Origin of the sequence: Pedococcus sp. KACC 23699, assembly GCF_045348425.1 — a bacterium.
In the GTDB taxonomy this organism is placed as follows: Bacteria; Actinomycetota; Actinomycetes; order Actinomycetales; family Dermatophilaceae; genus Pedococcus.
The window spans coordinates 1525569-1548707 of the sequence record NZ_CP157483.1; the positions used below are offsets into that span (position 1 = coordinate 1525569).

The following is a 23139-nucleotide window of genomic DNA, read 5'->3' on the forward strand; positions in this document are numbered from 1 at the left end:
CGTCCCGGTTCACCACCTGCGACCGGACCGTCCCAGGGGTGTGATGCCGCCGCCGACGGTCTCGTGGTTCCGGCGCAGGCCGAGGCCGATCGAGGCCAACGCGCCGAGGAGGGCTGCGACCGTCGCTCCGGTGAAGACGGTCTGCACCTGGACGATGCCGGCAGCCACCAGGGCCTTGGTGTCGGTCTGGTCCGGGAGCGCCGCGACGGTGTCGTAGTAGCGGTGCAGCCCGATCGCCGTGAGCAGCGCCAGGCCGACGACCATGCCGACCATCCGGGCCACGACGACCAGCGCCGAGGCGACACCGTGCGCCTCGTCGGGCGCTGCGGCCAGGGCCGCGTTGTTGACCGGTGCGAGGGCCAACCCGACCCCGAGCCCGACCAGAGCCAGCACGACGGTCGCGGAGAAGTCGTCGAGGGCACCATCACCCCAACGGCTCATGACCGCCAGCCCGATCGCGGCCAGGCCCAGTCCCCCACCGCTGACGACGCCGTCGCCCAGCCTGCGCAAGGACCAGCCACCGAGCAGGGCACCGACCGGCACCGCGACGAGGAACCGCACCAGCACCAGCGCCGCCTCGGTCTGGGAGTCGGTGAGTGTCAGCCGGGCCAGGACCGGCACGTCGACGACGACCGAGACGAGGGCGGCCCCCACGAAGGCACTGACGAGCAACGAGAACCGCGCCCGTCCTCGCACGACCCCGCGAGCGACCAGTGGCTCAGCGGCTCGGCGGTGCCGCCACAGGTAGAGCCCGAAGGCCAACGCCCCCAACGGCAGCAGGGCGAACCCCAGCGGGCCGACCACCTCACGCGCCGGGTCACTGGCCGCGAAGGTCAGCACCACGCTGCCCAGCGCCAGACCGAGCAGCAGCGCGCCCGGCACGTCGGCGCGGCCCAGGAGCGCCCACCAACCGGGTGCACTGACGAGGACCCAGGCCAGCACCAGGACGAGCGCCGCGACGCCGATCGGGGTCGCCAGGCGCGAGGTCGACCCACCGAACGGCACGAACGGCAGCCCCAGCGTGATGTCGGTGACGAGGCGCTGCGGCGCGGCAAGGGCGAGCCCGGTCACCACCAGTGCCAGCACCCCCAGGACGAGCGGTATGGCGCGTGGCCGGCTCGGCCTCTCACCGCCGGCGAGGACGACGGCGACGGCCAGCAGCACACCGGCAACCACGTTGAGCCAGAAGATCATCCGCCACCCGGAGACCGCGAGGACGATGGCGCCGAGGACGGGTCCGAGCACGCTGCCCAGCTCCTGCACGGCACCGACGACACCCAGCGGCATACCTCGCCTGTCGGCCGGCCAGAGGTCGGCGACGAGCGCCAGCGTCGCCGGCACCAGGCCTCCGCCCCCGATGCCCTGCAGCACGCGGCCCGTGACGAGCACCGGCAGCTCGACCGACAGGGCCGTGACCGCCGAGCCGACGACGAAGATCCCCAGACAGGTCAACAGGATTCGCTGACGCGAGACGAGGTCGGCGAGGCGACCGATGAGGGGCAGCACCGCGATGTAGCCGAGCAGGAACCCGGAGATGATCGGGGTCGCCTTCTGCAACGCGTCGATGCCGACGCCCACGCCGGTCATCATGTCGGTGAGGGCCAGCACCACGACATACGTGTCAGCCGCGGCGAGCGCCACGGCCACCGATGCGGTGGCGAGCAGCGCCCTAGGGGCGGGTGATCGCAACGGCCTTGGCCAGGCTCGTGAGGCGCAGGGTGTAGGTCGAGGTGGCACCTGCGTAGAACGGGCCCTTGATGACGACGCTGCGCAGCTCCTTGCCGGTCTGGGTGACGCCGTACGTCACGTCGAAGGTCCCCTTGCGGTCACCGGTGACGAGCAGGTCGGCCACGGCGTCGCCGGGCAGCTTGCCGGTGAACGTGGTGAGGACGTCGGCGCCGTCACGGACGACACCGGCCTTCACGGGGTTCTGCGTCTTGGTGATCAGGGCGGTGATGCCGGTGGACTTGTTGAACAGCTGGGCCGGGTTGGGGGCGCCGTAGGTGGCCGGGTCGATCTTGTTGAACGTCGGCGTGAAGAACTTCATGTAGACGTCCTGGTCGACCGCGACGACGTCGACCGTGCCGGTGATGCCCTTGATCGAGGCGTTGAGGGTGCCCTTGAACGACGGCGGCGTGAACAGGCCGGTGCCCCTGGCCCCCGACACCCCGACCGCCTTGCCCGGCAGCCCCGTCGACTCGAGCGTGAACGACACCGCGGGGCTCTTCTCCAGCACCGCGCGCGCGTCGGCCAGCTGCTGGGCCGGCGGCTGCTCCGACGCCGCTCCCACAGAACCCCCCGAGCACGCCCCTGCACCCAGCCCCACCGCGATGACGAGAGCGACGACTGACAGACGAACCCTGAGCGGCATGGGGACACGGTAGCGACTCATGGACGTGACCCACGGACGTGACGAGGGTGCTGGCCGGTGTGTCCGGCCAGCACCCTCGTCACCCGTGTCCTGACCTCGAGTCAGTGAGGTCGGTCAGTCAGCGAGCAGACCCGTGAAGCCGTGGCCGAGCTTGCCCACGCCGCTGATGTCACTGCCGTTGAGGTCGAAGGCGTTGGCGTCGTAGTAGCCGTACGCGTCGCCCGTGGTGAGGATACCGATGAGCGGTGCCGCGGAGGAGTTGGTCCCGCAGGAGCCCACGGAGATGTGCTTCATGCCGCCCCAGCCCGAAGCCGACAGGGTGCTGCCGCGGGTGCTGCCGGTCGAACGGTTGACGAGGTACTCCCGCAGCGCGCCGGACGAGGCGACCCCGACGAACGAGTCGAAGGTGCCGTCGGGGCTGGCCGGGGAGAGGAACTTGATGCCGCCCCAGCCCGTGGTGGCGATCGCGCCGAGGGACGTGGGCCGGCCAGCGCTGTTGAGCGAGTAACGGTAGAGGCCACCGGTGGTGGTGAGTGCGTAGAGCCGGGTGCCGGTCAGCGACGCCGTGAGGTGGCGCACGCTTCCCCAGCCACGAGGAGACACGGACGAAGTGGCGAGCGAGGTGCCGTTGTAGGCCATCCGCCAGAGGGAGCCGTCGGTGAGGACGGCGAGGTAGACGTCCTCGGTGTCGGTCTGCTGGATCATCGTGAAGGTGGTCACCGTGGCCGTGGTGCCTGCGAAGGCAACCGTCCCTAGGTCGAGCGTGCTGAACTGCGTGCCGCGGTACGTGTACTGGTACAGGTGGCCACCCGCCAGGCGGTGCATCACCCCTGCGCAGCTGGTCGGGATCGTCGCGGTCGTCGTGCTCGCTGATGCGACCGACGCCGTGGCGCCCATCAGGCCGACGCTGACGGCGAGAGCGGCGACGGCTGCAGAGCCGCGGCGCAGGATGTGGCGGTATGGACGTGCCATGGTTCCCCTTCGAATCACACGTGGCCGCCGGTGCGACCACCCCGCACATCATGAGGCAATCCACCTCACGATGTCCCGACTTGACCGAAACTTGTCGATTCTGTCAGGTCCCGCGCGCGTGTCCTCGGAAGACCCGGCCGGGCGGCCGTCAGGGGACTGCTCCCCATGGTCGCGGGGGGTCGGGCGCTCCTAGCGTTCCCCCCGAGCCGGCACCCCGTCGGCCGCCACCCGAGGGGAAAACACATGCAGCTTCTCAGCACCCGACGCCGCCGGCTGGCCACGGCCGCCGCGTCCTTCGTCCTGGTCAGCGTCCCGCTGGTGTCGGGCCTGGCCGCCCAGGCCGCCGACACCGCGACGGGCCAGGTCAACACGACAGGCGCCGCGCTCAAGGTCCGCTCCGCGCCGACGACCGCCTCGAGCGTCGTCGGCACCCGCGCCGACGGAGCCAGGGTCACCATCGTCTGCCAGACCTACGGCCAGACGGTGTCCGGCACCTACGGCACCTCGAAGGTCTGGGACAAGATCAAGAGTGGTGGCTACGTCAGCGACGCCTTCATCAAGACCGGCTCCGACGGCCTGGTCGCGCCGCTGTGCAAGGGCACGACCACCCCGCCCGCCCCGACACAGTCCGCGAAGGTCAAGGCCACCATCGCCGCCGCCAAGGGCATGCTCGGGAAGCATCCGTACTCGTGGGGCGGCGGCAACGCCAACGGCCCGACGAAGGGGATCTGCTGCAGCCCCAGCGGGATCGACGACCGCAACACCGTCGGCTTCGACTGCTCCGGCTTCATGGAGTACGTGTTTCACCAGGGTGCCGGCCTGCGTCTGTCGAGCACCTCGCGCAGCCAGTACGCCGACGGCCCCCGCGTCTCGATCTCCCAGATCAAGGCCGGTGACATGGTCTTCTGGTCCGGCTCGAGCAAGACCGCGTCCGGCATCCACCACGTCGCGCTCTACATCGGCGACGGCAAGATCGCCGAGGCCAACCGCGTGAGCGGCCCGGACATCCGCATCCGCGCGTTCTCCAGGAACGAGTCCGGCGTCATGCCCTACGTGGTCCGCCCCATCCACTGACCGCACCGCACGAGCGAGGGGTATGGCGCGTGGTCACCACGCGCCATACCCCTACTGTGCGTCGTCCTCAGTCAGGCGTCGCCGCGTGGCCGGGGCGGCCGTCGGTGCGACGCTCGGCCTTCATCTCCGCCTCGAAGACGTGGCGGCGACCGTCCATCAGCTCGTCGCGCACGAGCTTCTCGAGGCGCTGGAAGTCGGCGTAGTAGCCGTCGTCGAACTCCTCGACGAGCTGGAACGTCCACCGTCCCTGCGCGATGTTGCGGCCGACCAGCTCGGTCTCGAGGCGGTCGGCGAGCTCGTCGTGCCCGGCCTTGCGCAGCAGCTCGCAGGCCTCACCCAGGGCGAGGTCGGCGGAGCCGGTGAGGCGGTGCAGGCCGTAGAGCCGGCCTCGGACCTCCTCGATCGTCTCGAAGGCCTCGCTCAGCTTGCCGACGGCCTCGACCGTGGCGTCACTGACCCCCGCGGGGCGACGGTCGAGGCCCCGCTCGCCCGCGACGGACCCGTGCTCGCTGCTCATGCCGCCAGTGTGCGTCGTCAGGCGGTGGCCCGCACGACGAGGTGGTCGTCCTCGGGATCACGGTCGATGACGACGCTCTGGCCGTCGCGGACCTGCCCCGACAGGACGGCCGTGGCCAACCGGTCCCCGATCTCCTTCTGCACCAGGCGCCGTAGCGGTCGGGCACCGTAGGCCGGGTCGTAACCGGTGAGGGCCAGCCACTCGCGGGCGGCCGGCGTCACCTCGAGGCTGATCCGGCGGTCGACGAGGCGGCCGGCCAGCTCGCGCACCTGGAGCTCGACGATGTGGCTGAGCTCCTCGGAGCTGAGCGGGTCGAAGATGACGACCTCGTCGAGCCGGTTGAGGAACTCGGGCTTGAAGCTCGCCCGCACCACACCCATCACGGCCTCGCGCTTGGCGGAGTCCTCCAACAGCGGGTCGATGAGGAACTGGCTCCCGAGGTTGCTCGTCATCACGAGGATGACGTTGCGGAAGTCGACGGTGCGGCCCTGGCCATCGGTGAGACGCCCGTCGTCGAGCACCTGCAGGAGGATGTCGAACGTCTCCGGGTGCGCCTTCTCCACCTCGTCCAGGAGCACGACGGAGTAGGGGCGCCGGCGCACGGCCTCGGTCAGCTGGCCACCCTCCTCGTACCCTACGTACCCGGGGGGCGCCCCGATGAGGCGTGCGACGGAGTGACGCTCGGAGTACTCGCTCATGTCGATGCGGACCATCGCGCGCTCGTCGTCGAAGAGGAAGTCGGCCAGGCTCTTGGCGAGCTCGGTCTTGCCGACACCGGTGGGCCCGAGGAACAGGAAGGAGCCGGTGGGCCGGTTGGGGTCGGCCAGGCCGGCCCGCGAACGACGGACCGCGTCGCTGACCGCCTCGACGGCGGTGGCCTGGCCGATGAGTCGCGACCCGATGATGGACTCCATCGAGAGCAGCTTCTCGGTCTCGCCCTGCAGGAGGCGTCCGGCGGGGATGCCGGTCCAGGCCGAGATGACCTCGGCGATGTCGTCGGCTCCGACGCGCTCCTTGACCATGAGCTCTTCGGCCTGACCACCGTTCTCGCGCAGCACGACCGCCCGGCTGCCCTCCGCCTCCTGAGCGGAGACAAGCGCTTTCTCCAGGGCCGGGATGTCTCCGTAGAGCAGCTTGGACGCACCCTCGTAGTCACCCTCGCGCTGCAGCCGGTCGGCCTGGCTGCGTGCCTCGTCGATCTGCGACTTCAGCTCACCGACGCGGTTGAGGCCGGACTTCTCCGCCTCCCAGCGCGCGTTGAGCGCAGCCAGCTCCTCGCTGCGGTCGGCGAGGTCCTTGCGCAGCCGCTCGAGCCGCTCGACCGAGGCCTCGTCGGTCTCACGGACGAGGTGCAGCTCCTCCATGCGCAGCCGGTCGACCGCCCGCCTGAGCTGGTCGATCTCCACGGGCGAGGAGTCGATCTCCATCCGCAGCCGGGAGGCCGCCTCGTCGACGAGGTCGATCGCCTTGTCGGGCAGCTGGCGGCCGCTGATGTAGCGGTCGGACAGACTCGCGGCCGCGACGAGCGCAGCGTCCTCGATCTCGACCTTGTGGTGCGCCTCGTAGCGCTCCTTGAGCCCGCGCAGGATCGCGATGGTGTCCTCCACCGACGGCTCGCCGACGAAGACCTGCTGGAACCTCCGCTCGAGGGCGGGGTCCTTCTCGATGTGCTGGCGGTACTCGTCGAGGGTGGTGGCACCGACCATCCGCAGCTCACCGCGGGCCAGCAGCGGCTTGAGCATGTTGCCGGCATCCATGGCGCCCTCACCGGCGCCGGCGCCGACGACGGTGTGCAGCTCGTCGATGAAGGTCACGACCTGGCCGTTGCTGGCCTTGATCTCCTCGAGGACGGCCTTGAGCCGCTCCTCGAACTCGCCGCGGTACTTCGCGCCGGCCACCATCGCCGCGAGGTCGAGGCTGATCAACCGCTTGTCCCGCAACGACTCCGGCACGTCACCGTCGACGATGCGCTGGGCCAGGCCCTCGACGACCGCGGTCTTGCCGACCCCGGGCTCGCCGATGAGGACGGGGTTGTTCTTGGTACGCCGGGACAGCACCTGGACGACCCGGCGGATCTCGGAGTCACGGCCGATGACCGGGTCGAGCTTGCCGTCGCGGGCCGCCTGGGTGAGGTCGGCGCCATACTTCTCCAGCGCCTCGCCGCCCTCGGCCGGGGTCTCGCTGCTCACCTTGCGGCCGCCGCGCAGGGCCTCGATCTTCGCCTCCATGTCCTTGGCGCCACGCTTCTCGATCGCGGCCAGGTGGCCGGTCTCGGCGAGCGCGAGCAGGAGGAGGTCGCCGGCGAGGTAGGAGTCGCCCTTGGCGCGCATGAGGGTGTCGGCCTGCTGCAGCACGGCGACGGCTTCCCGACCAAGGGTGGGCGGCTGCGTGGCGCCGGTGGTCGTGGGGAGGGTGCGGATCCGGGCGTCGGCCTGGCTCAGCACGTGCCCGGCGCCGGTGCCGGCGGCCTGCAGGAGGACGTCGGCCTGCGCGGTCTCGAGCTGGATCAGGGCGCTCGTGAGGTGGTCCGGGGTGATCTCGGGGTTGCCTGCGGTCTGCGCGGCGCGCTGGGCGAGGGCGAGGGCCTCGGCGACCTTGGCGGTGGGCTTCAGATCCATGCCTGGGTGCTCCTGGGTGTTCGGGGTGTCAGTCCTGCTCGGTGTCGGACCTCATGACGGACAACTTCTACAAAGTTGAGTGTATTCCGCTCAAGTTCGTGCGCGAAAGGGGATCACGTCCCGGGTCGCTCCACTACGGGAGGTTGCGACGCGCGCCGACGAGCTGTCTCGCGTACGCCGGGGTGCTGGCCGGGATCGTCTCGACCGTGCGCCCCGTGGCCGGCGACTGGACCATCCGCCCTGCACCGGCATACATCGACACGTGGTGCACGAACCCCGAGGAGGTGGCGAAGAACAGCAGGTCCCCCGCCCTGAGGTGGCTGGTGCTGACGGCACGGCCGACCCGGGCCTGGGCGTCTGCATCTCGGGGGATGCTGATTCCCTGCACCTGGTGGACCAGCGAGGTCAGCCCGGAGCAGTCGAAACCGAACCCGGACCGCCCGGCCCACAGGTAGGGCAGGCCGGTGAAGGCCTGGGCCGCACGGACCAACGAGACACCGGACGGGGCCACCGCGGGCAGCGCTCGGGCGTGCACCCCCACCGCCCGTGACGCCAGCCGCCCGACCCTGCCGCCAGGGAGGCTGACGCGAACCCAGCTACCCCGGATGCCAAGCACCGGCAGCGCGGTGCCGTAGCTGAGCTCGGCCACCCGCGCCACGGTCGTGGAGTCGCTGCGCAGCCACGTCGTCCGCGCCAGGACGGTGGCCACCCGCGGCGTGCTCACGGGGGCGCGCGCACCCAGCTGCCGCGTCGGGAGCCATCCGGGATAGCCCCGGATGTCCAGGGGCGTCCTCTGGCTCGGGACCACCACGTGCGACCAGGTGCCGCGCATCCCGACCACGAGCACCCGGTCGCCCAGCAGCGCCTGCGTGTCGGCGCGGCCCACGAGCCCGCGCCGCTGCGCGAGGCTCATCGCCGCGAGCCACCCCCGGATGTCGGCCGGAGTGCGCAACGCCCTCGCATCCACGGTGCGCACCGAGGACGGCGACCGCCACAGCGTCGCCACCGATACCGCGACCCAGGCGCTGTGACCGACGTGCACCACCGGAGCCGCGGACGACGCCATTGACGACGTCGCGGACGGCATCGCCGTAGCCCGCGCGGGGGTCGTCGAGCTGGCAGCCGCCGGCCCTCCGGCCGACCCACTGGTCGGCGCGCTGGTCGGCGCGCTGGTCGGCGCGCTGGTAGGCGCTCCGCCACAGGCGGAGACGGACAGCAGGACCGCCACCACGGCGGCACGAGACGGTATGCGCACGGGTCCAGCCTGACGGCGAAAGCTGCGAGGCACCGGTGCCAAAGGGCCTGCGATCACAGGGACGGCTGGTCAGAACAGCCCCACGACCTCGCCGAGCTCGTCGAGGTCGATGGAGGCTGCCGCCGGGTGCTTGGGCAGTCCCGGCATGGTGCGCATCTCACCGCAGATGGCGTAGACGTATCCGGCACCGGCGGCGACCCGGACCTCGCGGACCGGCAGGCGCCAGCCGCGTGGGTCCCCGCGCAACGTGGGGTCGGAGGAGATCGACAGGTGGGTCTTGGCGATGACGACCGGGAAGCCGCCATAACCCAGCAGCTCGAACCTCTCGAGGTCCTTGGCCGCCGGGGGGGCGAAGTCGACACCGTCCGCCCCGTAGACCTTGGTCGCGACCGCCTCGATCTTCTGGCGCAACGGCTCGTCCAGCTCGTAGGTGGGGCGGAAGTCGTGCGGGTCGTCGCAGGCCTCGGCCACGGCTTCGGCGAGCGCCTTGGCGCCGGCGCCCCCGTCGCTGACATGGGTGGACACGGCGACCCGCACGCCCGCGGCCTGCGCGACCTGCCTGATGACGTCGTGCTCGGACGGGAAGTCGCTGGGGAACGCGTTGATGGCCACCACCGGGGACACCCCGAACGACTGGACGATCTCGATGTGTCGTCGCAGGTTCGCGGCGCCGGACCGCACCGCCCCCGGCCGCTCGGCGAGCATCTCGAGGGGAAGCGGCCTGCCCGCCACGACCTCGTAGTGCCCGGAGTGGGCCTTGAGCGAGCGCACCGTGACGACGAGCACCGCGGCGTCCGGACGGAGCCCCGACACCCTGCACTTGATGTTGACGAACCGTTCCGCCCCCATGTCGGACCCGAAGCCGGCTTCGGTGATGAGGTAGTCGCCGGTCCGGATGCCGATGCGGTCCGCCATGACCGAGGAGTTGCCGGTCGCGATGTTGCCGAAGGGTCCGGTGTGCACGAGCACCGGGGTGTTCTCGGTGGTCTGCAGCAGGTTCGGCTCGAGGGCGTCCTTGAGGATGACCGCCATCGCCCCCGCCGCCCGAAGGTCCTCTGCCGTCACAGGTCGCCCGGCGCGGGTGAACCCCACCACGATCCGCCCCAGCCTCTCGCGCAGGTCCCGCAGGGAGGTCGACAGGGCGAGGATCGCCATCACCTCCGAGGCCGCGGTGATGTCGAAACCGGACTGTCGGGGCACGCCGTCGATGCGCGCACCGAGCCCCTCGACGATGCCACGCAGCGCCCGGTCGTTGACATCCAGCACCCGGCGCCAGGAGATGCTGCGCGTGTCGACGTCGAGCTCGTTGCCGTGGTGCAGGTGGTTGTCCAGCATGGCGGTGAGCAGGTTGTGCGCCGCCGTGACGGCGTGGAAGTCCCCGGTGAGGTGCAGGTTGAGGGTCTCCATCGGCAGCACCTGGCTGTGTCCGGCGCCGGCGGCGCCTCCCTTGATCCCGAAGGTGGGCCCCATGGACGGCTGCCGCAGGGCCAGCGTCGCCCGTGCCCCGATGCGGCTCAGCCCCTGCGCGAGCCCCACCGCGGTCGTCGTCTTGCCCTCGCCCAGCGGCGTGGGAGTGAGCGCCGTGACGACGACGTACTTCGCGGCCGGGCGTCCGGTGAGGTCGTCCACTGCCGCCAGGTCCACCTTGGCGACGTAGCGGCCGTGGTGCTCCAGGCGCTCGCGGGGGATCCCGGCGGCGTCGGCGACGACGTCGATGGGTTCGAGCTCGGCAGCCCGGGCGATGATGAGGTCCGACGGGGGTGGGTCCAGGGTCACCTCACCACGATGGACCCTGGGCACCCGTCCCTCCCGGGCCGAAGGGCCCGCCCGAGCCAAGGCGAACACTGCGGACGATTCGGCGCATACGCCATACTTCCGACATGCGACGGCCCACCCTCGTCCTCTGGATCTTCGCCGTGGGCGGCGGATTACTCGGCGCGTGCCTCCTCGTCCTGGGGATCGTCGGCGCCGTCGGTGGCGCCATCTCGGTCCTTGGCGCGGCGGCGGTGATCGGCCTGGGACTCATCGTCCTGGCCGGATCGCTGTGGCAGCTTCGCCTGCTCCTGCGGCACCGGCGGGCACGCCCCGACTTCGACGCGGCACGCGTCGAGCTCCAGCAGGCACTCGATGCTCCTGAACCAGCCTGGGACAGGCCCGCCGCCGTCAGGGTGGGGGCCGAACGGGCGATGCACGAAGCCTCAGCTCCGATGCCGTCCCGCGAGGCCCCTGCGCGCGAGGTTCGCCCATGGCATCTCGCCGTGGCGTGGTTCGTCGCAGCCATCATCGCCGCACTCGGCCTGTTCTTCCTGTTGGGTGGCCTCGTCCCGGTACTCGACGGCAGTGCCGTCCTCGTGGGGGCGATCCTCGCCCTGCTCGGACTGGCCATCCTGGCCGGCGACATCGTGTACGCCCGAGGGATCGTGCAGACCCTCTGGCGCACGCGGTGAGCGGCAGCCCGAGCGGCGGGCACCCCACTCACACCGTCCCGCTCAAGGCTGGACAGGGTGATGCCGCACAGACCGTGGGCTAGAGCACCTGAGGTGTCGGCTCCGGGTCGTACCAGCCGCCGCGGTCCTTGGCCAGCGCCTGGAACCGGTCACGCAGTCCACCCTCCACGGGGCCGGACTCGTCAGCAACGTTCTCCTCCACGACGTGGACGGCCCACTCGTGCGCCTCGGAGTCGTCCTCGCCGGCCAGCGCCTCACGGATGACCCGCACGCCGGTGAACCCCTCGTCGGACAGCTCGGCAGCCACTTCGTCGGCGGTGTCACGGTCGGGGAAGACCAGCAGGTGCTCGCTCACGACCCGAGTATGCCGTGTGGTCGCCCCTGGGAGCCTCCCCGGGCGGCGCCCCGAGTGGGCGAGCCGAGTGGGCGGCCCGAGTGGCGACCCGGAGCGCCCTGGAGCGACCCGCGACGACCGGGGTCGGATCTCACCCTATTGACGGTTCCGCGCACTCTGGTCCAGGTCGACCGTGATGGGGAGATTCCGCCCTCATCACCAGTCGCGGCGCTCGCGACGCCGCGGGATCACCACCCACCGGATGCTTGGGAGAACCCGATGAAGACTCCGCTTCTGAACACACCGAGGCCGCTGCTCGCGGTCGCCGCTGTCGCCCTCGCAGTGGTGGGCGCCGCGTCGCTCCCCGCCGCTGCCTCGACGCCCCGGACCGACGTGCGCCTGACGAACGACGACGGCTCTGCCGGGGGCTACGTCTCCAACTACAACGTCACCCATCCCACCTCGCCCGTGGCCAAGGACCCGACCCTCGCCGAGTGCTCGCGCTCTCGAGGGCGGCAGAACGAGCCCTCCGTGGCCGTCGACCCCCGCAACCCCAACGTCCTCGTGGGCAGCTCGAACGACTACTGCGGGGTCTACAACGACGGGGCGGACGCCGATGGAGCCCCGATCGCCTCCGGGCCGATCTGGCTCGGCTACTACCGGTCGCAGAACGGCGGCGCCTCGTTCCAGTCCTCCCTCGTGCCCGGCTACCCGGGCGACAACACGCCATACGCGTCCCGCGCCCGCGTCCGCACCGCCAGTGCGGGCGACCCGGTGCTTGCCTGGGACGGCGCAGGTCGGCTCTTCGCCGGCGCCGAGAGCTCCGACGACCCCGCGGGCTCCTCGAAGACGTTCGGGGACGTGTGGGTGGCCACCTACGCGAACCCGGGCGGCCAGACCGGTGCAACTGCCGACGACGGCAAGGAGTTCATCAGGTCCGTCGTCGTGGCCAAGGGCTCCTCCGCACCGAACCTCCTCGGCAAGTTCAACGACAAGACGGCCATCGAGGCCGACCGGACCTCCTCCTCGTGCAGCGGGAACGTGTACTTCGCGTGGTCCCGGTTCACCGGCAACGGAGGCGCGGCCATCTACGTGGCGCGCTCGACCGACCACGGCGCCACCTTCTCCACGCCGATGAAGCTCAGCGCCGGTGTCCACGACGTGCAGTTCCCCGATATCTCCGTCACGAGCAGCGGCCACGTGTACATCACCTTCCGCCAGCTCGAGGCCCAAGGCGGGCAGGGCGACGCGGTCGACGTGGTCCGCTCGACCGACTGTGGCCGGACGTTCTCACCCCCACGTGTCCTGACGACGTTCAGCGCCATGGGCGTCACGGACCGCACGACCTCCGGGGGGGCAGCCCGCGACTGTGGCGACGCGCCCCCGTGCCAGTCGGGGTACACCTTCTTCCGTGCGGACACCGGGCCACGCTCGACGGCGGACCAGAATGCGCCCGGTGAGACGGTGCACGTCACCTATGAGGCGATCCGCCCCGGCAGCGAGGTTCCCACGGGCACCACCTTCGGCTGGGCTGACCGCAGCGGCGTGGGTGGCCAGTCGCTCGTCTACTACCTGCGCTACGACGGGGCCACGGGGGCGGTCACCCAACCCGCGCCCATCGACGCGGCACCGGCCAGCCAGCAGCTGTTCCCGGACCTGAGCGTCGACGGCGGCGTCGTCCACGCGCTGTGGTGGGACAGCCGCAACGACGTGTCCAACGACGCCACCTCCTTCCGCCAGCGGCCCGTGGGCAACGACGCCCAGGGCAACGTGGGCCCGGCCCTCGACGTCTACGCCTCGACCAGACCTGCGATCGGCGGCACCTGGAGCTCGCCCACCCGGATGTCAGACACCACGAGCAACCCCAACTACGAGCAGTTCGGGGGCCGCACCGTGCCGTTCGCTGGTGACTACCTGTGGATCGACTCCAAGGCGGGCGTCACCTACGGGACGTGGACGGACTGGCGGAACACCGTGGCGGGCGTGGACCAGCGCGAGGCCACTCAGGACGAGACGGGCGCCGACGTGCTGCAGTGCCGGGCAACGCTCCCGGACGGCAGCGTCACCGGCGACACCTGCCCCCGTGCCGGCGGACTGGACCAGAACATCTACGGCGACCTCGCCCCCTGATCGCCCCTCGACCGTCGACGCCCGGCTCCGGACCCGATCTGGGCCCACACGGGACCCACCCAGGGCTCAGAGCCGGGCGTCGGTGATCAGCCGCGGGGCGTTGGGACGCCAGACGACGAGCGCCTGCGAGCGTCCGCTGCGGGGGCGCTGGCCCGCCCGGACCGGGATCACGTCACCGGTCGGGCCGACGGCGAACACTCGCGAGCCGAACGTGCCGCGGGTCGCCATCCGCAGGGTGTCGACCTCGTCGGTGAGCTCACGCACGCGCGAACGGAGGGCGTCGACCTGGTTCTCGAGGTCGAGGATGCGCTGGATGCCGGCGAGGCTGATGCCCTCCTCCTGGGAGAGCCGCTGCACCTCGCGCAGCAGCGCGACGTCACGCCCGGAGTAGCGGCGGCCGCCACCCCGGGTGCGCGAGGGGCTGACGATCCCGAGGCGGTCGTACTGCCTCAGGGTCTGCGCGTGCATGCCCGCGAGGGTGGCCGCCACCGAGATGACGAAGACGGGGGCGTCGTCGTCAGGTGAGAAGCCCGTGACCGGCACCATGACGGGTCACCGGCTCGCGTTCTCGAACAGCTCGGCGCGCGGGTCCTGCCCCTCGTCCTGGGCGCGCAGCGTCTCGACCGCGGCACGCGCCTCGTCCGAGAGGCGTTGCGGGACCACGACGACGACCTTGGCCATCAGGTCACCGGGAGAGCCCTTCACCTGGACACCGCGTCCCTTGACACGCAGCACGCGACCACTCGGCGTACCCGGAGCAATGCGCACCTTGACGGGGCCGCCGGTGAGGGTGGGCACCGAGACCGTCGCCCCGAGCGCCGCTTCCGCGAAGGTCACCGGCAGGTCCAGCGTGAGGTTGTCGCCCTCACGGCTGAACACCGGGTGCTTCTCCACCGACACGGTGAGGATGAGGTCACCGTTGTCGGCCCCGCGGTCGCCGGGCTGGCCCTTGCCGCGCAGCCGGATCTTCTGGCCGTCCTTGACCCCCGCCGGGATTCGCGTGGTGATCTGGCCACCACCGGAGACCCCGAGGGTGACCGTGGCACCTTCGACGGCGTCCCGGAACGACAGGGTCGTGCGCGCCGTGAGGTCGCCGCCCTTGCGCGGTCCGGTGGGGGCGCGGAAACCTGCGCCGCCCCCATACGACTGGCCGGCACCGCCGGCACCACCGAACATGCCGCCGAGGATGTCCTCGAGGTTGGGCTGTCCAGCTCCCGCGCCGCCGGTGGAGTAGCGGACGCGCTGTCCGCTGCCACCACCGCCGAACATCGAGGAGAACACGTCGTCGAAACCGCCGCCGCCGGCCTGACCGCCGGGGCCGCCGGCGGTGAAGCGGGCACCGCCGCGAGCCATCTGGCGCACGGCGTCGTACTCGCTGCGCTTCTCCGGGTCGGACAGGACCGAGTTGGCCTCGCCGATGTCCTTGAAGCGCTGCTCCGCGGCAGCGTCCCCGGCGTTCTGGTCGGGGTGGTGCTTGCGGGCGAGCTTGCGGTAGGCCTTCTTGATCGCCGCGGCGTCAGCGTCCTGGGGGACGCCGAGGATGGCGTAGAAGTCCTTCTCGAACCAGTCCTGGCTGGCCATGTCGGGGTCCTCCTCTCAGCAGCTGGGGGCGGTGGTGGGCGGGAGCCCTGACGATGTGGTGTCCGTCGCGGGCTCCCGCACCGCCGTGTCGTGCAGTCTGGCGTCCGTCACTCGGGGTCCGCCACGGCGACACGCGCCGCACGCAGGACCTGCTCGCCGGCGCGGTAGCCGGGCTGGAGCACCTGGACCACCGTGGTCGACCCGGTCGAGGTGACCGACCCGTCCTGCGGCCAGGCCGTGTGCATGAGCGCCTCGTGGAGGTTGGGGTCGAACTGCTCACCCACGGCGCCGTACCGCTCGAGCCCGAACTTGCCGAGCGTGGACTCGAGCTTGTCGGCGATCGAGGCGAACGGGCCACCCTCGAGGTCACCGTGCTCACGCGCGGCGTGGATGTCGTCGAGCACCGGCAGCAGCGCCTCGACCACGGACTGCGCGGCGCGCTCCTGCACGACGGCACGGTCACGGTCGACGCGACGCTTGTAGTTGACGTACTCGGCCTGCAGTCGCTGCAGGTCGACCAGCCGCTCGGCCGCGAGCACGCTGTCCGGGTGCTCGTCGGACGCGGGGGCAGTTTCCTGCTCGGGAGTCGCCTCGTCCACGACGTCACCCTCGAGGGGAGCCGCCTCGGGGGCGGCGGGCGCGGTCTGCTGACCGGCGCCCACCACCTCCTCGGTGCCCTCGGGCTGGGAGCTGCGCTCCGTCACTTCTTCTCCTCGTCGTCCTCGACGACCTCGGCGTCCACGACGTCGTCGTCGGAGGCGTGGGCGTGGGCGCCGGCACCCGCGCCGTCGCCCGAACCCGCGCCGTCACCGGCGGCCTGGTCGGACTCGGCCGCGGCGGCATACATCGCCGTGCCGAGCTTCTGGGACTCCTCGGACAGCTTCGAGGTCTTCGCGGAGATGTCCTCCGGCGTGGCCCCCGAGTCGGCCTTGAGGGCGTCCTTGAGGTCCGCGAGCGCGGCGTCGACGTCGCCGCGGCCGTCGGCGGGGATCTTGTCGGCGCTGTCGGTGAGGAACTTCTCCGTCGAGTAGACGAGCTGCTCGGCGGTGTTGCGGGCCTCGGTCTCCTCGCGGCGCTTCTTGTCCTCCTCCGCGTGGGCCTCGGCCTCCTTGATCATCCGCTCGATGTCCTCCTTGGCCAGGGCCGAGCCACCGGAGATGGTGATCTTCTGCTCCTTGCCGGTGCCACGGTCCTTGGCGGAGACGTTGACGATGCCGTTGGCGTCGATGTCGAACGTGACCTCGACCTGCGGCACGCCGCGGGGGGCGGGCGCGATGCCACTGAGCTCGAAGGTGCCGAGCTGCTTGTTGTGCTGGGCGATCTCGCGCTCACCCTGGAACACCTGGATGAGGACGCTCGGCTGGTTGTCCTCGGCGGTGGAGAACACCTCGGAGCGCTTGGTCGGGATGGCGGTGTTGCGCTCGATGAGCTTGGTGAACAGACCACCCTTGGTCTCGATGCCGAGGCTCAGCGGGGTGACGTCGATGAGCAGGACGTCCTTGCGCTCACCCTTGAGGACACCGGCCTGCAGGGACGCGCCGACGGCGACGACCTCGTCCGGGTTGACGCCCTTGTTGGGCTCCTTGCCACCGGTGAGCTCCTTGACCAGGGTGCTCACGGCGGGCATGCGGGTCGAGCCACCGACGAGGACCACGTGGTCGATGTCGGCCAGCGCGATGCCGGCGTCCTTGATGACGTTCTGGAACGGCTGGCGGGTCCGGTCGAGGAGGTCCTTGGTGAGCTGCTCGAACTGCGCGCGGCTCATCGTCTCCTCGAGGTGGATCGGGCCGTTCTCCGACATCGAGAGGTACTGCAGGGAGATGTTGGTGCTCGTCGAGGACGAGAGCTCCTTCTTGGCCTGCTCCGCGGCGTCGCGCAGACGCTGCATGGCGATCTTGTCCTTGGACAGGTCGACACCGGAGGTGTTCTTCACCGTGGTGAGCAGGTGGGACACGATGCGCTCGTCCCAGTCGTCGCCACCGAGCTTGTTGTCACCGCTGGTGGAGCGGACCTGGATGGTGGAGAAGCCGTCCTCCGGGTCCTTGCCGACCTCGAGGAGGGACACGTCGAACGTGCCGCCACCGAGGTCGAAGACGAGGATGAGCTCGTCCTCCTTGCCCTTGTCGAGGCCGTACGCGAGGGCCGCGGCGGTGGGCTCGTTGATGATGCGCAGGACGTTGAGGCCCGCGATCTCACCGGCCTCCTTCGTGGCCTGGCGCTCGTGGTCGTCGAAGTACGCGGGGACGGTGATGACGGCGTCGGTCACGTCCTCACCGAGGTAGGACTCGGCGTCGCGCTTGAGCTTCTGCAGGATGCGGGCGCTGATCTCCTGGGCCGTGTAGGCCTTGCCGTCGATCTCGGAGGACTTCCAGTCCGTGCCGATGTGGCGCTTGACCGACCGGATGGTGCGGTCGACGTTGGTGACGGCCTGGCGCTTGGCGATCTCGCCGACCAGGACCTCACCGCCCTTGGAGAACGCGACGACGGACGGCGTCGTGCGACCGCCCTCCGCGTTGGCGATGATGGTCGGCTCGCCGCCCTCGAGGACGGCGACAGCCGAGTTGGTGGTTCCGAGGTCGATGCCGACCGCACGTGCCATGGTGATGCTCCTGTGGTGCTCGGGAATGGGTACCGGGTTGAGTTGCCTCCACTCAAGTTAGGACGACGTCCCGGTGCGTGCAAATCCGGGCTCGCAAACTTGAGTTCATCAGGCTCAACTTCGTGCGCAGAGACTTTGTTCCCGTCGTATGGCGCGTCGCCGCGGGGGCCACGCGAGTCAGGAGCGGCGCCGCGAACCTGCCGAGCGCGGTGGGGCCGCCCGCATGTGCGAGCGGACCGGGGAGAGCACGTCACGAAGGGCCTGCACGTCAGCGCTCGCCATCGGGGCGAACAGCTGCCGGCGCAGGACCTCCACGTGGCCGGGCAGCACCTGCGCGAGGCGTGCGCGGCCGGCCTCGGTGATCGTGACCGTGATGCTCCGCTCGTCGTCGACCGACGGGGCGCGCGAGACCAGTCCGGCCTTGTCGAGCAGACCCGCCTGGTAGGTCAGGCCGCTGCGGCTGTAGACGACGCCGTCCGCGAGGTCGGTCATCCGCTCGCTTCCGGTGGGGGAGTCCAGCCCGAGGCGTGCCAGGACCTGGAACTGCACGTAGCTGAGGTCACCGTCCTCGCGCAGCTGCTGCTCCACCGCATGCCTGAGCAGCCCGGCGACCTCCATCAGGGCGAAGTACGCCTCGAGCTGCACCGAATCGAGCGAGGGGGGTGGGGACGACATTCCGTCACCCTACAACTACTTCATCTTCGAATCCCTTGCTTTGAGTTCGAAGCATGTGTAGGGTCCCCGTCATGCTTCGGATTCGAAGCAAATGACCGAGAGAACGAGGACAGACCATGAAGGCCATCCGCTTCCACCAGTACGGCGACGCCGACGTCCTGCGCCACGACGACGTCGAGGTGCCCACCCCCGGGCCCGGCCAGGTGCGCATCCGCGTCGCCGGGACGACGTTCAACAGCGTCGACGCCAACATCCGAGCCGGGGCCATGCAGGGCCCGATGCCCCTGACCCTCCCCCACGTCCCGGGCCTGGACGTCTCGGGCACCGTGGGCGCCCTCGGTGACGACGTCCACGCCCGCCAGGTCGGCGACCGCGTGATCGGCTTCCTGCCCTTCACCGTCGACGGCGCCTCCGCCGACCACGTCATCGCCACCGCCGACGACCTGACCGCCGCTCCGAGCACGATCCCGCTCGCCGACGCCGCAGCCCTCCCGCTGGTGGGCCTCACGGCGTGGCAGGCCCTGTTCGAGCACGCCGGGCTCGAGGCCGGGCAACGCATCCTGGTCAACGGGGCGGCCGGAGCCGTGGGTGGGTACGCCGTCCAGCTGGCCGCGCGTGCCGGAGCGCACGTCATCGCGACCGGACGCGCGAGCAGCCGCCAGCACCTGCTCGACCTCGGGGCGGCCGAGGTCGTCGACCACGAGTCCACCGACGTCGTCTCGGCGGTGACCGAGCCGGTCGACGTCCTGCTGAACCTCGCCCCCATCACGCCGGAGCAGTTCGCGCGACTGGCCGACCGCGTCGCGGACGGCGGGGTCGTCGTCAACACCACCGTCTGGATGCTCGCCCCCAGCGACGAGTCCCGCGGACTTCGCGGCATCGACATGTACGTCCGCAGCGATGCCCAGCAGCTCTCGCAGCTGGTGGCCCTCGTCGATCGCGGCGAGCTCGCTGTCGACGTCGCCGAGCGCGTTGCGCTCAGCGACCTTCCGGCGGTCCACGCCCGGGCCGCCGCAGGGGCGCTCACCGGGAAGGTCGTCGTGGTCCCCGACGCGTGAGGAGGCGCGAGCCGGGGGCGCGTCGCGCCATACCGGGCGCCCCCGGACCCAGCGGGTCAGGCAGGCCGGTTGTCCTCGGTGCGCTTGCGGCTGCGCGGGTCGGGGACGCCTGCGGTGTAGACCATCTCGTGCTGGTCGCCGCGGCCGACGACCGGCATGCTCCCGAGCTCGCGGGTGATGAGCGGACCCTGGTCCTCGAGCGGGACGACGGCGGGCGCACCGACCTCGGCCCGCACCCGCTCGCCGCGGACGACGAACTCCTGGGCGTCGCCCTCGACGAGGGTGAAGGAGATCTGGCGCGGCAGCACCTCGACGCGCACCCTCGATCCGCGCACCCGGATCCGGAACTCCAGCCGCGGCCAGCCCGCGGGCAGCCTCGGGTCGAAGGTCAGCGTGCCGTTGTGGTCGCGCATCCCGCCGAACCCGTAGACCGAGGCGTTCCAGACCCCGCCGCAGGACGCGATGTGCACCCCGTCCGCGGCGTTGCGGTGCAGGTCGGCGAGGTCGACGTAGAGGCCGGCGTGGAAGTAGCGCAGCGCGAGATCCTGGTAGCCGACCTCGGCGGCGATGATCGACTGCACCACGGCCGACAGCGTCGAGTCACCGGTCGTGATCGGGTCGTAGTACTCGAAGTCGGCGCGCTTCTCCTCGACGGTGAACAGGTCGCCCTGCAGGAACAGCGCCGCCACGACGTCGGCCTGCTTGAGCACCTGGAACCGGTAGATCACCAGCGGGTGGTAGTGCAGGAGCAGGGGTCGCTTGTCCGGCGGGGTCGCAGCGAGGTCCCAGACCTCGCGCTCGAGGAAGTGCTGGTCCTGCGGGTGCACGCCCATCCCCTCGTCGTAGGGGATGTGCATCCCCTCGGCGCAGCGCCGCCACTCCTCGACCTCGGCCTCGTCGATCTCGAGCCGGGCCACCATGCGCGCGTAGTCCGCCGGCCGACGTTCGCGCAGGATCGTCGACCACCGCGCGGCCTGGCGCAGGTTGTCCCTGGCCATGACGTTGGTGAAGAGGTTGTTGTTGACGACCGTCGTGTACTCGTCCGGACCGGTGACGCCGTGGATGTGGAACCTGGGCTCCCTGCGCCCGAGCCAGAACCCGAGGTCGGCCCACATCCGCGCGGTCTCGACGAGGACGTCGATCCCCTCGCGCATCATGAAGTCCTCGTCACCGCTCGCACTGACGTACTTCGACAGGGCGAAGGCGATGTCGGCGTTGATGTGGAACTGCGCGGTGCCGGCGGCGTAGTAGGCCGAGGCCTCCTCGCCGTTGATGGTGCGCCACGGGAAGGCCGCCCCCGACTGCGACAGCTCGCGAGCGCGACGGCGGGCGGCCGGAAGCATCTGGTAGCGGAACCGCAGGGCACCGCGGGCCATCCACGGCGAGGTGTAGCTGAGGAACGGCAGGACGTAGGTCTCGGTGTCCCAGAAGTAGTGGCCCTCGTAGCCGGACCCGGTGACGCCCTTGGCCGGGATGCCGGCCTGCTCCACGCGACCCGAGGCCTGCGCGAGCTGGAAGAGGTTCCAGCGGATCGCCTGCTGGACGTCGGGGTGACCGTCGACGACGACGTCCGAGTCGGCCCAGAACCGGTCCAGCCACCGCCGCTGCTCGGCGAACAGCTCGTCCACCCCCGCGTCGCGAGCGCGGTCGAGGGTTCGTCGGCCGCGGTCCACGAGCTCGCGGACGGGCACCCCCCGCGACGAGTGGTATGCCGCGACCTTGGTGATCGTGATCGGCACGCCCTGCGTCGCAGTGACCCGGTAGACCTTCTTGGCCAGGTCCTCCTCTGCGTGGGCCAGCTCCTCGAACTCGTTGTCGGTGCGGATCTCGTGGTCCACCGCGACGGCCACGGTCATGCCCGAGCTCGCGCAGCGGTAGCCGAGGATGGCACGGCGCTCGCTGCACCAGTGGCTCTGCGGCACCAGGACCCGGTCGGTGAACTTGCTGGCCTGGCGCGGGTCGAACCCGCCACCCATCGCCGCGGACTTGACGAAGTACTCGTCCTGGCCGTCCTGGCGGTTGAGCACCTGCGAGGAGATGGCGACCGGGGCGTCGCTGTCAAGGAGGGTCACCTCGAACGTCATCACGGCCAGGTGCCGCTGCTCGAAGGACACCATCCGCCGCGACTCGACCTTGACCCGCTTGCCCGACGGGGTGCACCAGACCAGCGAGCGGTGCAGCACGCCGTCGGCGAAGTCGAGCGAGCGCTCGTAGTGCTCGAGGTCGGCGACCGACAGCAGGAGCGGCTCGTCGTCGACGTAGAGCTTGATCGTCTTGACGTCGGGGACGTTGACGATGGTCTGGCCGGCCTCGGCGAAGCCGAAGGCCTCCTCGGCGTGCCGGATCTTCCAGGTCTCGTGGAACCCGTTGATGAACGTCCCGTGGGCGTGCGTCTCGCGCCCGTCCTCGGGGTTGCCGCGCATACCGAGGTAGCCGTTGCCGACGGCGAAGACCGTCTCGGTGACGCCGAGGTCCTCGTTCGAGTAGCTGGTCTCGGTCCAGCGCCACTCGTCGACGGGGAAGCGGGTGCGGTCGACGGGGTCCGGCGAGATCGGTCCGGCGTGTCCCGCGGCGGAGTCGCTCATCGGGCGATCAGCTCGTCGAGCTCGCGCACGACGACGTCGGCGCCACCGTCGAGCAGCGCCTGCTCCCCGGCGCCGCGGTCGACCCCGACGACGAGGCCGAAGTCGCCCGCCCGGCCGGACTGCACGCCCGACAGGGCGTCCTCGAGCACGACGGACCGCTCCTTGGTCACGCCCAGCTGCTGCGCGGCATACAGGTAGGTGTCGGGGGCGGGCTTGCCCGGAAGGCCGGCTGCGGCGGCGACCTGGCCGTCGACGACCACCTCGAACCGGTCGGCGAGGCCCGCGGCCGCGAGGACGGCAGGGGCGTTGCGCGAGGAGGAGACCACGGCGACGGCCGTGCCGCGCGCGCGCAGGTCGTCCAGGAGCGCGACCGAGGCAGGGTAGGGCGTGACGCCCTCGTCGCGCAGGACGGCGGAGAAGGCGTCGTTCTTGCGGTTGCCGAGGCCGCACACGGTCTCAAGATCGGAGGCGTCCTCGGGGGTGCCGTCGGGGAGCGTGATGCCGCGGGAGGCGAGGAAGGACCGGACGCCGTCGTAGCGCGGCTTGCCGTCGACGAAGTCGAAGTAGTCCTGCTCGGTGTAGGGCCGCTGGTGATCGTCGCGGCCCTCGAGGTAGGCGTTGAACATGACGTCCCACGCACGCATGTGCACCTCGGCGGTGGGGGTCAGCACCCCGTCGAGGTCGAAGAGGGCAGCGTCGTAGTCGGTCCAGTCCACATGTCAAGGCTAGAGGTCCTGCAACCTTGCTGCCGGACGGGTGGTCAGACGCCGCCGGGGTCGACCCGAACGACCCCCGACGGACCCCCTCCTACCGGGGCAAATGGGTTCGGATCAGCACGTCCTCGTCCGTCCTGCAGGAATTGCGGGGCCGTTCCGCCGGTCGTTCACTTGGGGATGTCGTCGACCTCGCGGCGACGGAACGAA

At 70.9% G+C, this 23139-nt stretch carries 19 protein-coding genes; 4 read left to right on the top strand and 15 right to left on the bottom strand.

What is annotated here, in order from left to right; translation table 11 throughout:
- Positions 1-9 precede the first annotated feature (9 nt).
- The 3 genes from ABEG17_RS07125 to ABEG17_RS07135 all read right to left on the bottom strand — a co-directional run bounded on the left by ABEG17_RS07125 (position 10) and on the right by ABEG17_RS07135 (position 3343).
- Positions 10-1689: an MFS transporter gene (locus ABEG17_RS07125; protein ID WP_406832581.1), complete on the bottom strand. Its 1680-nt coding sequence runs from the start codon at positions 1687-1689 to the stop codon at positions 10-12.
- On the bottom strand, positions 1670-2371 hold the full coding sequence (locus tag ABEG17_RS07130; protein ID WP_406832582.1) for an LppX_LprAFG lipoprotein: 702 nt from the start codon (positions 2369-2371) through the stop codon (positions 1670-1672). Before ABEG17_RS07130 ends, ABEG17_RS07125 begins: the two co-directional genes overlap by 20 nt.
- A 114-nt stretch (positions 2372-2485) precedes the next feature.
- Positions 2486-3343, bottom strand: a complete 858-nt coding sequence (locus ABEG17_RS07135) for a hypothetical protein (protein WP_406832583.1) — start codon at positions 3341-3343, stop codon at positions 2486-2488.
- A gap of 243 nt (positions 3344-3586) precedes the next feature.
- Here ABEG17_RS07135 and ABEG17_RS07140 point away from each other — a divergent pair, with 243 nt between their 5' ends.
- Positions 3587-4417, top strand: coding sequence for a C40 family peptidase (locus tag ABEG17_RS07140; protein ID WP_406832584.1), 831 nt, complete (start codon positions 3587-3589; stop codon positions 4415-4417).
- 67 nt (positions 4418-4484) lie between these two features.
- Here the strand turns inward: ABEG17_RS07140 and ABEG17_RS07145 are convergent, their stop codons facing one another.
- The 4 genes from ABEG17_RS07145 to ABEG17_RS07160 form a co-directional block, all read right to left on the bottom strand.
- A complete protein-coding gene (locus ABEG17_RS07145; RefSeq protein ID WP_406832585.1) occupies positions 4485-4934 on the bottom strand; it encodes a hypothetical protein in 450 nt (149 codons plus the stop codon).
- Between the two features lie 17 nt (positions 4935-4951).
- Entirely contained in the window at positions 4952-7552 is a 2601-nt protein-coding gene (gene clpB, locus ABEG17_RS07150) for an ATP-dependent chaperone ClpB (protein WP_406832586.1), read from the bottom strand.
- Positions 7553-7685: 133 nt separating this feature from the next.
- The gene (locus tag ABEG17_RS07155; protein WP_406832587.1) at positions 7686-8807 is read right to left on the bottom strand and encodes an NlpC/P60 family protein; all 1122 of its coding nucleotides are present in this window, start codon (positions 8805-8807) and stop codon (positions 7686-7688) included.
- A 69-nt stretch (positions 8808-8876) separates the two neighbouring features.
- A complete protein-coding gene (locus ABEG17_RS07160) occupies positions 8877-10583 on the bottom strand; it encodes a formate--tetrahydrofolate ligase (protein ID WP_406832588.1) in 1707 nt (568 codons plus the stop codon).
- A gap of 104 nt (positions 10584-10687) precedes the next feature.
- Here ABEG17_RS07160 and ABEG17_RS07165 point away from each other — a divergent pair, with 104 nt between their 5' ends.
- Complete coding sequence (locus ABEG17_RS07165) at positions 10688-11254, top strand: hypothetical protein (RefSeq protein WP_406832589.1); 567 nt, start codon at positions 10688-10690, stop codon at positions 11252-11254.
- A 79-nt stretch (positions 11255-11333) separates the two neighbouring features.
- Here the strand turns inward: ABEG17_RS07165 and ABEG17_RS07170 are convergent, their stop codons facing one another.
- Positions 11334-11609, bottom strand: coding sequence for a ribonuclease E inhibitor RraB (locus ABEG17_RS07170; RefSeq protein WP_406832590.1), 276 nt, complete (start codon positions 11607-11609; stop codon positions 11334-11336).
- Between the two features lie 258 nt (positions 11610-11867).
- Between ABEG17_RS07170 and ABEG17_RS07175 the strand changes: the two genes are divergently transcribed.
- A complete protein-coding gene (locus tag ABEG17_RS07175; protein ID WP_406832591.1) occupies positions 11868-13718 on the top strand; it encodes a hypothetical protein in 1851 nt (616 codons plus the stop codon).
- 66 nt (positions 13719-13784) lie between these two features.
- On the opposite strand, the gene ABEG17_RS07180 is transcribed toward ABEG17_RS07175, so the two are convergent.
- The 5 genes from ABEG17_RS07180 to ABEG17_RS07200 all read right to left on the bottom strand — a co-directional run bounded on the left by ABEG17_RS07180 (position 13785) and on the right by ABEG17_RS07200 (position 18573).
- Positions 13785-14264 carry a heat shock protein transcriptional repressor HspR gene (locus tag ABEG17_RS07180; protein WP_406832592.1) on the bottom strand — a complete coding sequence of 160 codons (480 nt, stop codon included), beginning with the start codon at positions 14262-14264 and terminating at the stop codon, positions 13785-13787.
- 6 nt (positions 14265-14270) lie between these two features.
- The gene (locus ABEG17_RS07185) at positions 14271-15299 is read right to left on the bottom strand and encodes a DnaJ C-terminal domain-containing protein (protein ID WP_406832593.1); all 1029 of its coding nucleotides are present in this window, start codon (positions 15297-15299) and stop codon (positions 14271-14273) included.
- A 107-nt stretch (positions 15300-15406) separates the two neighbouring features.
- Positions 15407-16003 (bottom strand): nucleotide exchange factor GrpE, encoded by a 597-nt coding sequence (gene grpE, locus ABEG17_RS07190; protein WP_406832594.1) that lies wholly within the window; start codon positions 16001-16003, stop codon positions 15407-15409.
- Positions 16000-17898 carry a molecular chaperone DnaK gene (gene dnaK / locus ABEG17_RS07195; RefSeq protein WP_406832595.1) on the bottom strand — a complete coding sequence of 633 codons (1899 nt, stop codon included), beginning with the start codon at positions 17896-17898 and terminating at the stop codon, positions 16000-16002. The genes grpE and dnaK overlap by 4 nt, the downstream gene beginning before the upstream one ends.
- 177 nt (positions 17899-18075) lie before the next feature.
- A complete protein-coding gene (locus tag ABEG17_RS07200) occupies positions 18076-18573 on the bottom strand; it encodes a MarR family winged helix-turn-helix transcriptional regulator (RefSeq protein WP_406832596.1) in 498 nt (165 codons plus the stop codon).
- 116 nt (positions 18574-18689) lie between these two features.
- On the opposite strand from ABEG17_RS07200, the gene ABEG17_RS07205 reads away from it, so the two are divergent.
- A complete protein-coding gene (locus ABEG17_RS07205; RefSeq protein WP_406832597.1) occupies positions 18690-19631 on the top strand; it encodes an NADP-dependent oxidoreductase in 942 nt (313 codons plus the stop codon).
- 56 nt (positions 19632-19687) lie between these two features.
- Here the strand turns inward: ABEG17_RS07205 and ABEG17_RS07210 are convergent, their stop codons facing one another.
- Positions 19688-22216, bottom strand: a complete 2529-nt coding sequence (locus tag ABEG17_RS07210; protein ID WP_406832598.1) for a glycoside hydrolase family 65 protein — start codon at positions 22214-22216, stop codon at positions 19688-19690.
- Positions 22213-22932 (bottom strand): HAD family hydrolase, encoded by a 720-nt coding sequence (locus tag ABEG17_RS07215; RefSeq protein ID WP_406832599.1) that lies wholly within the window; start codon positions 22930-22932, stop codon positions 22213-22215. Before ABEG17_RS07215 ends, ABEG17_RS07210 begins: the two co-directional genes overlap by 4 nt.
- Positions 22933-23139 lie beyond the last annotated feature (207 nt).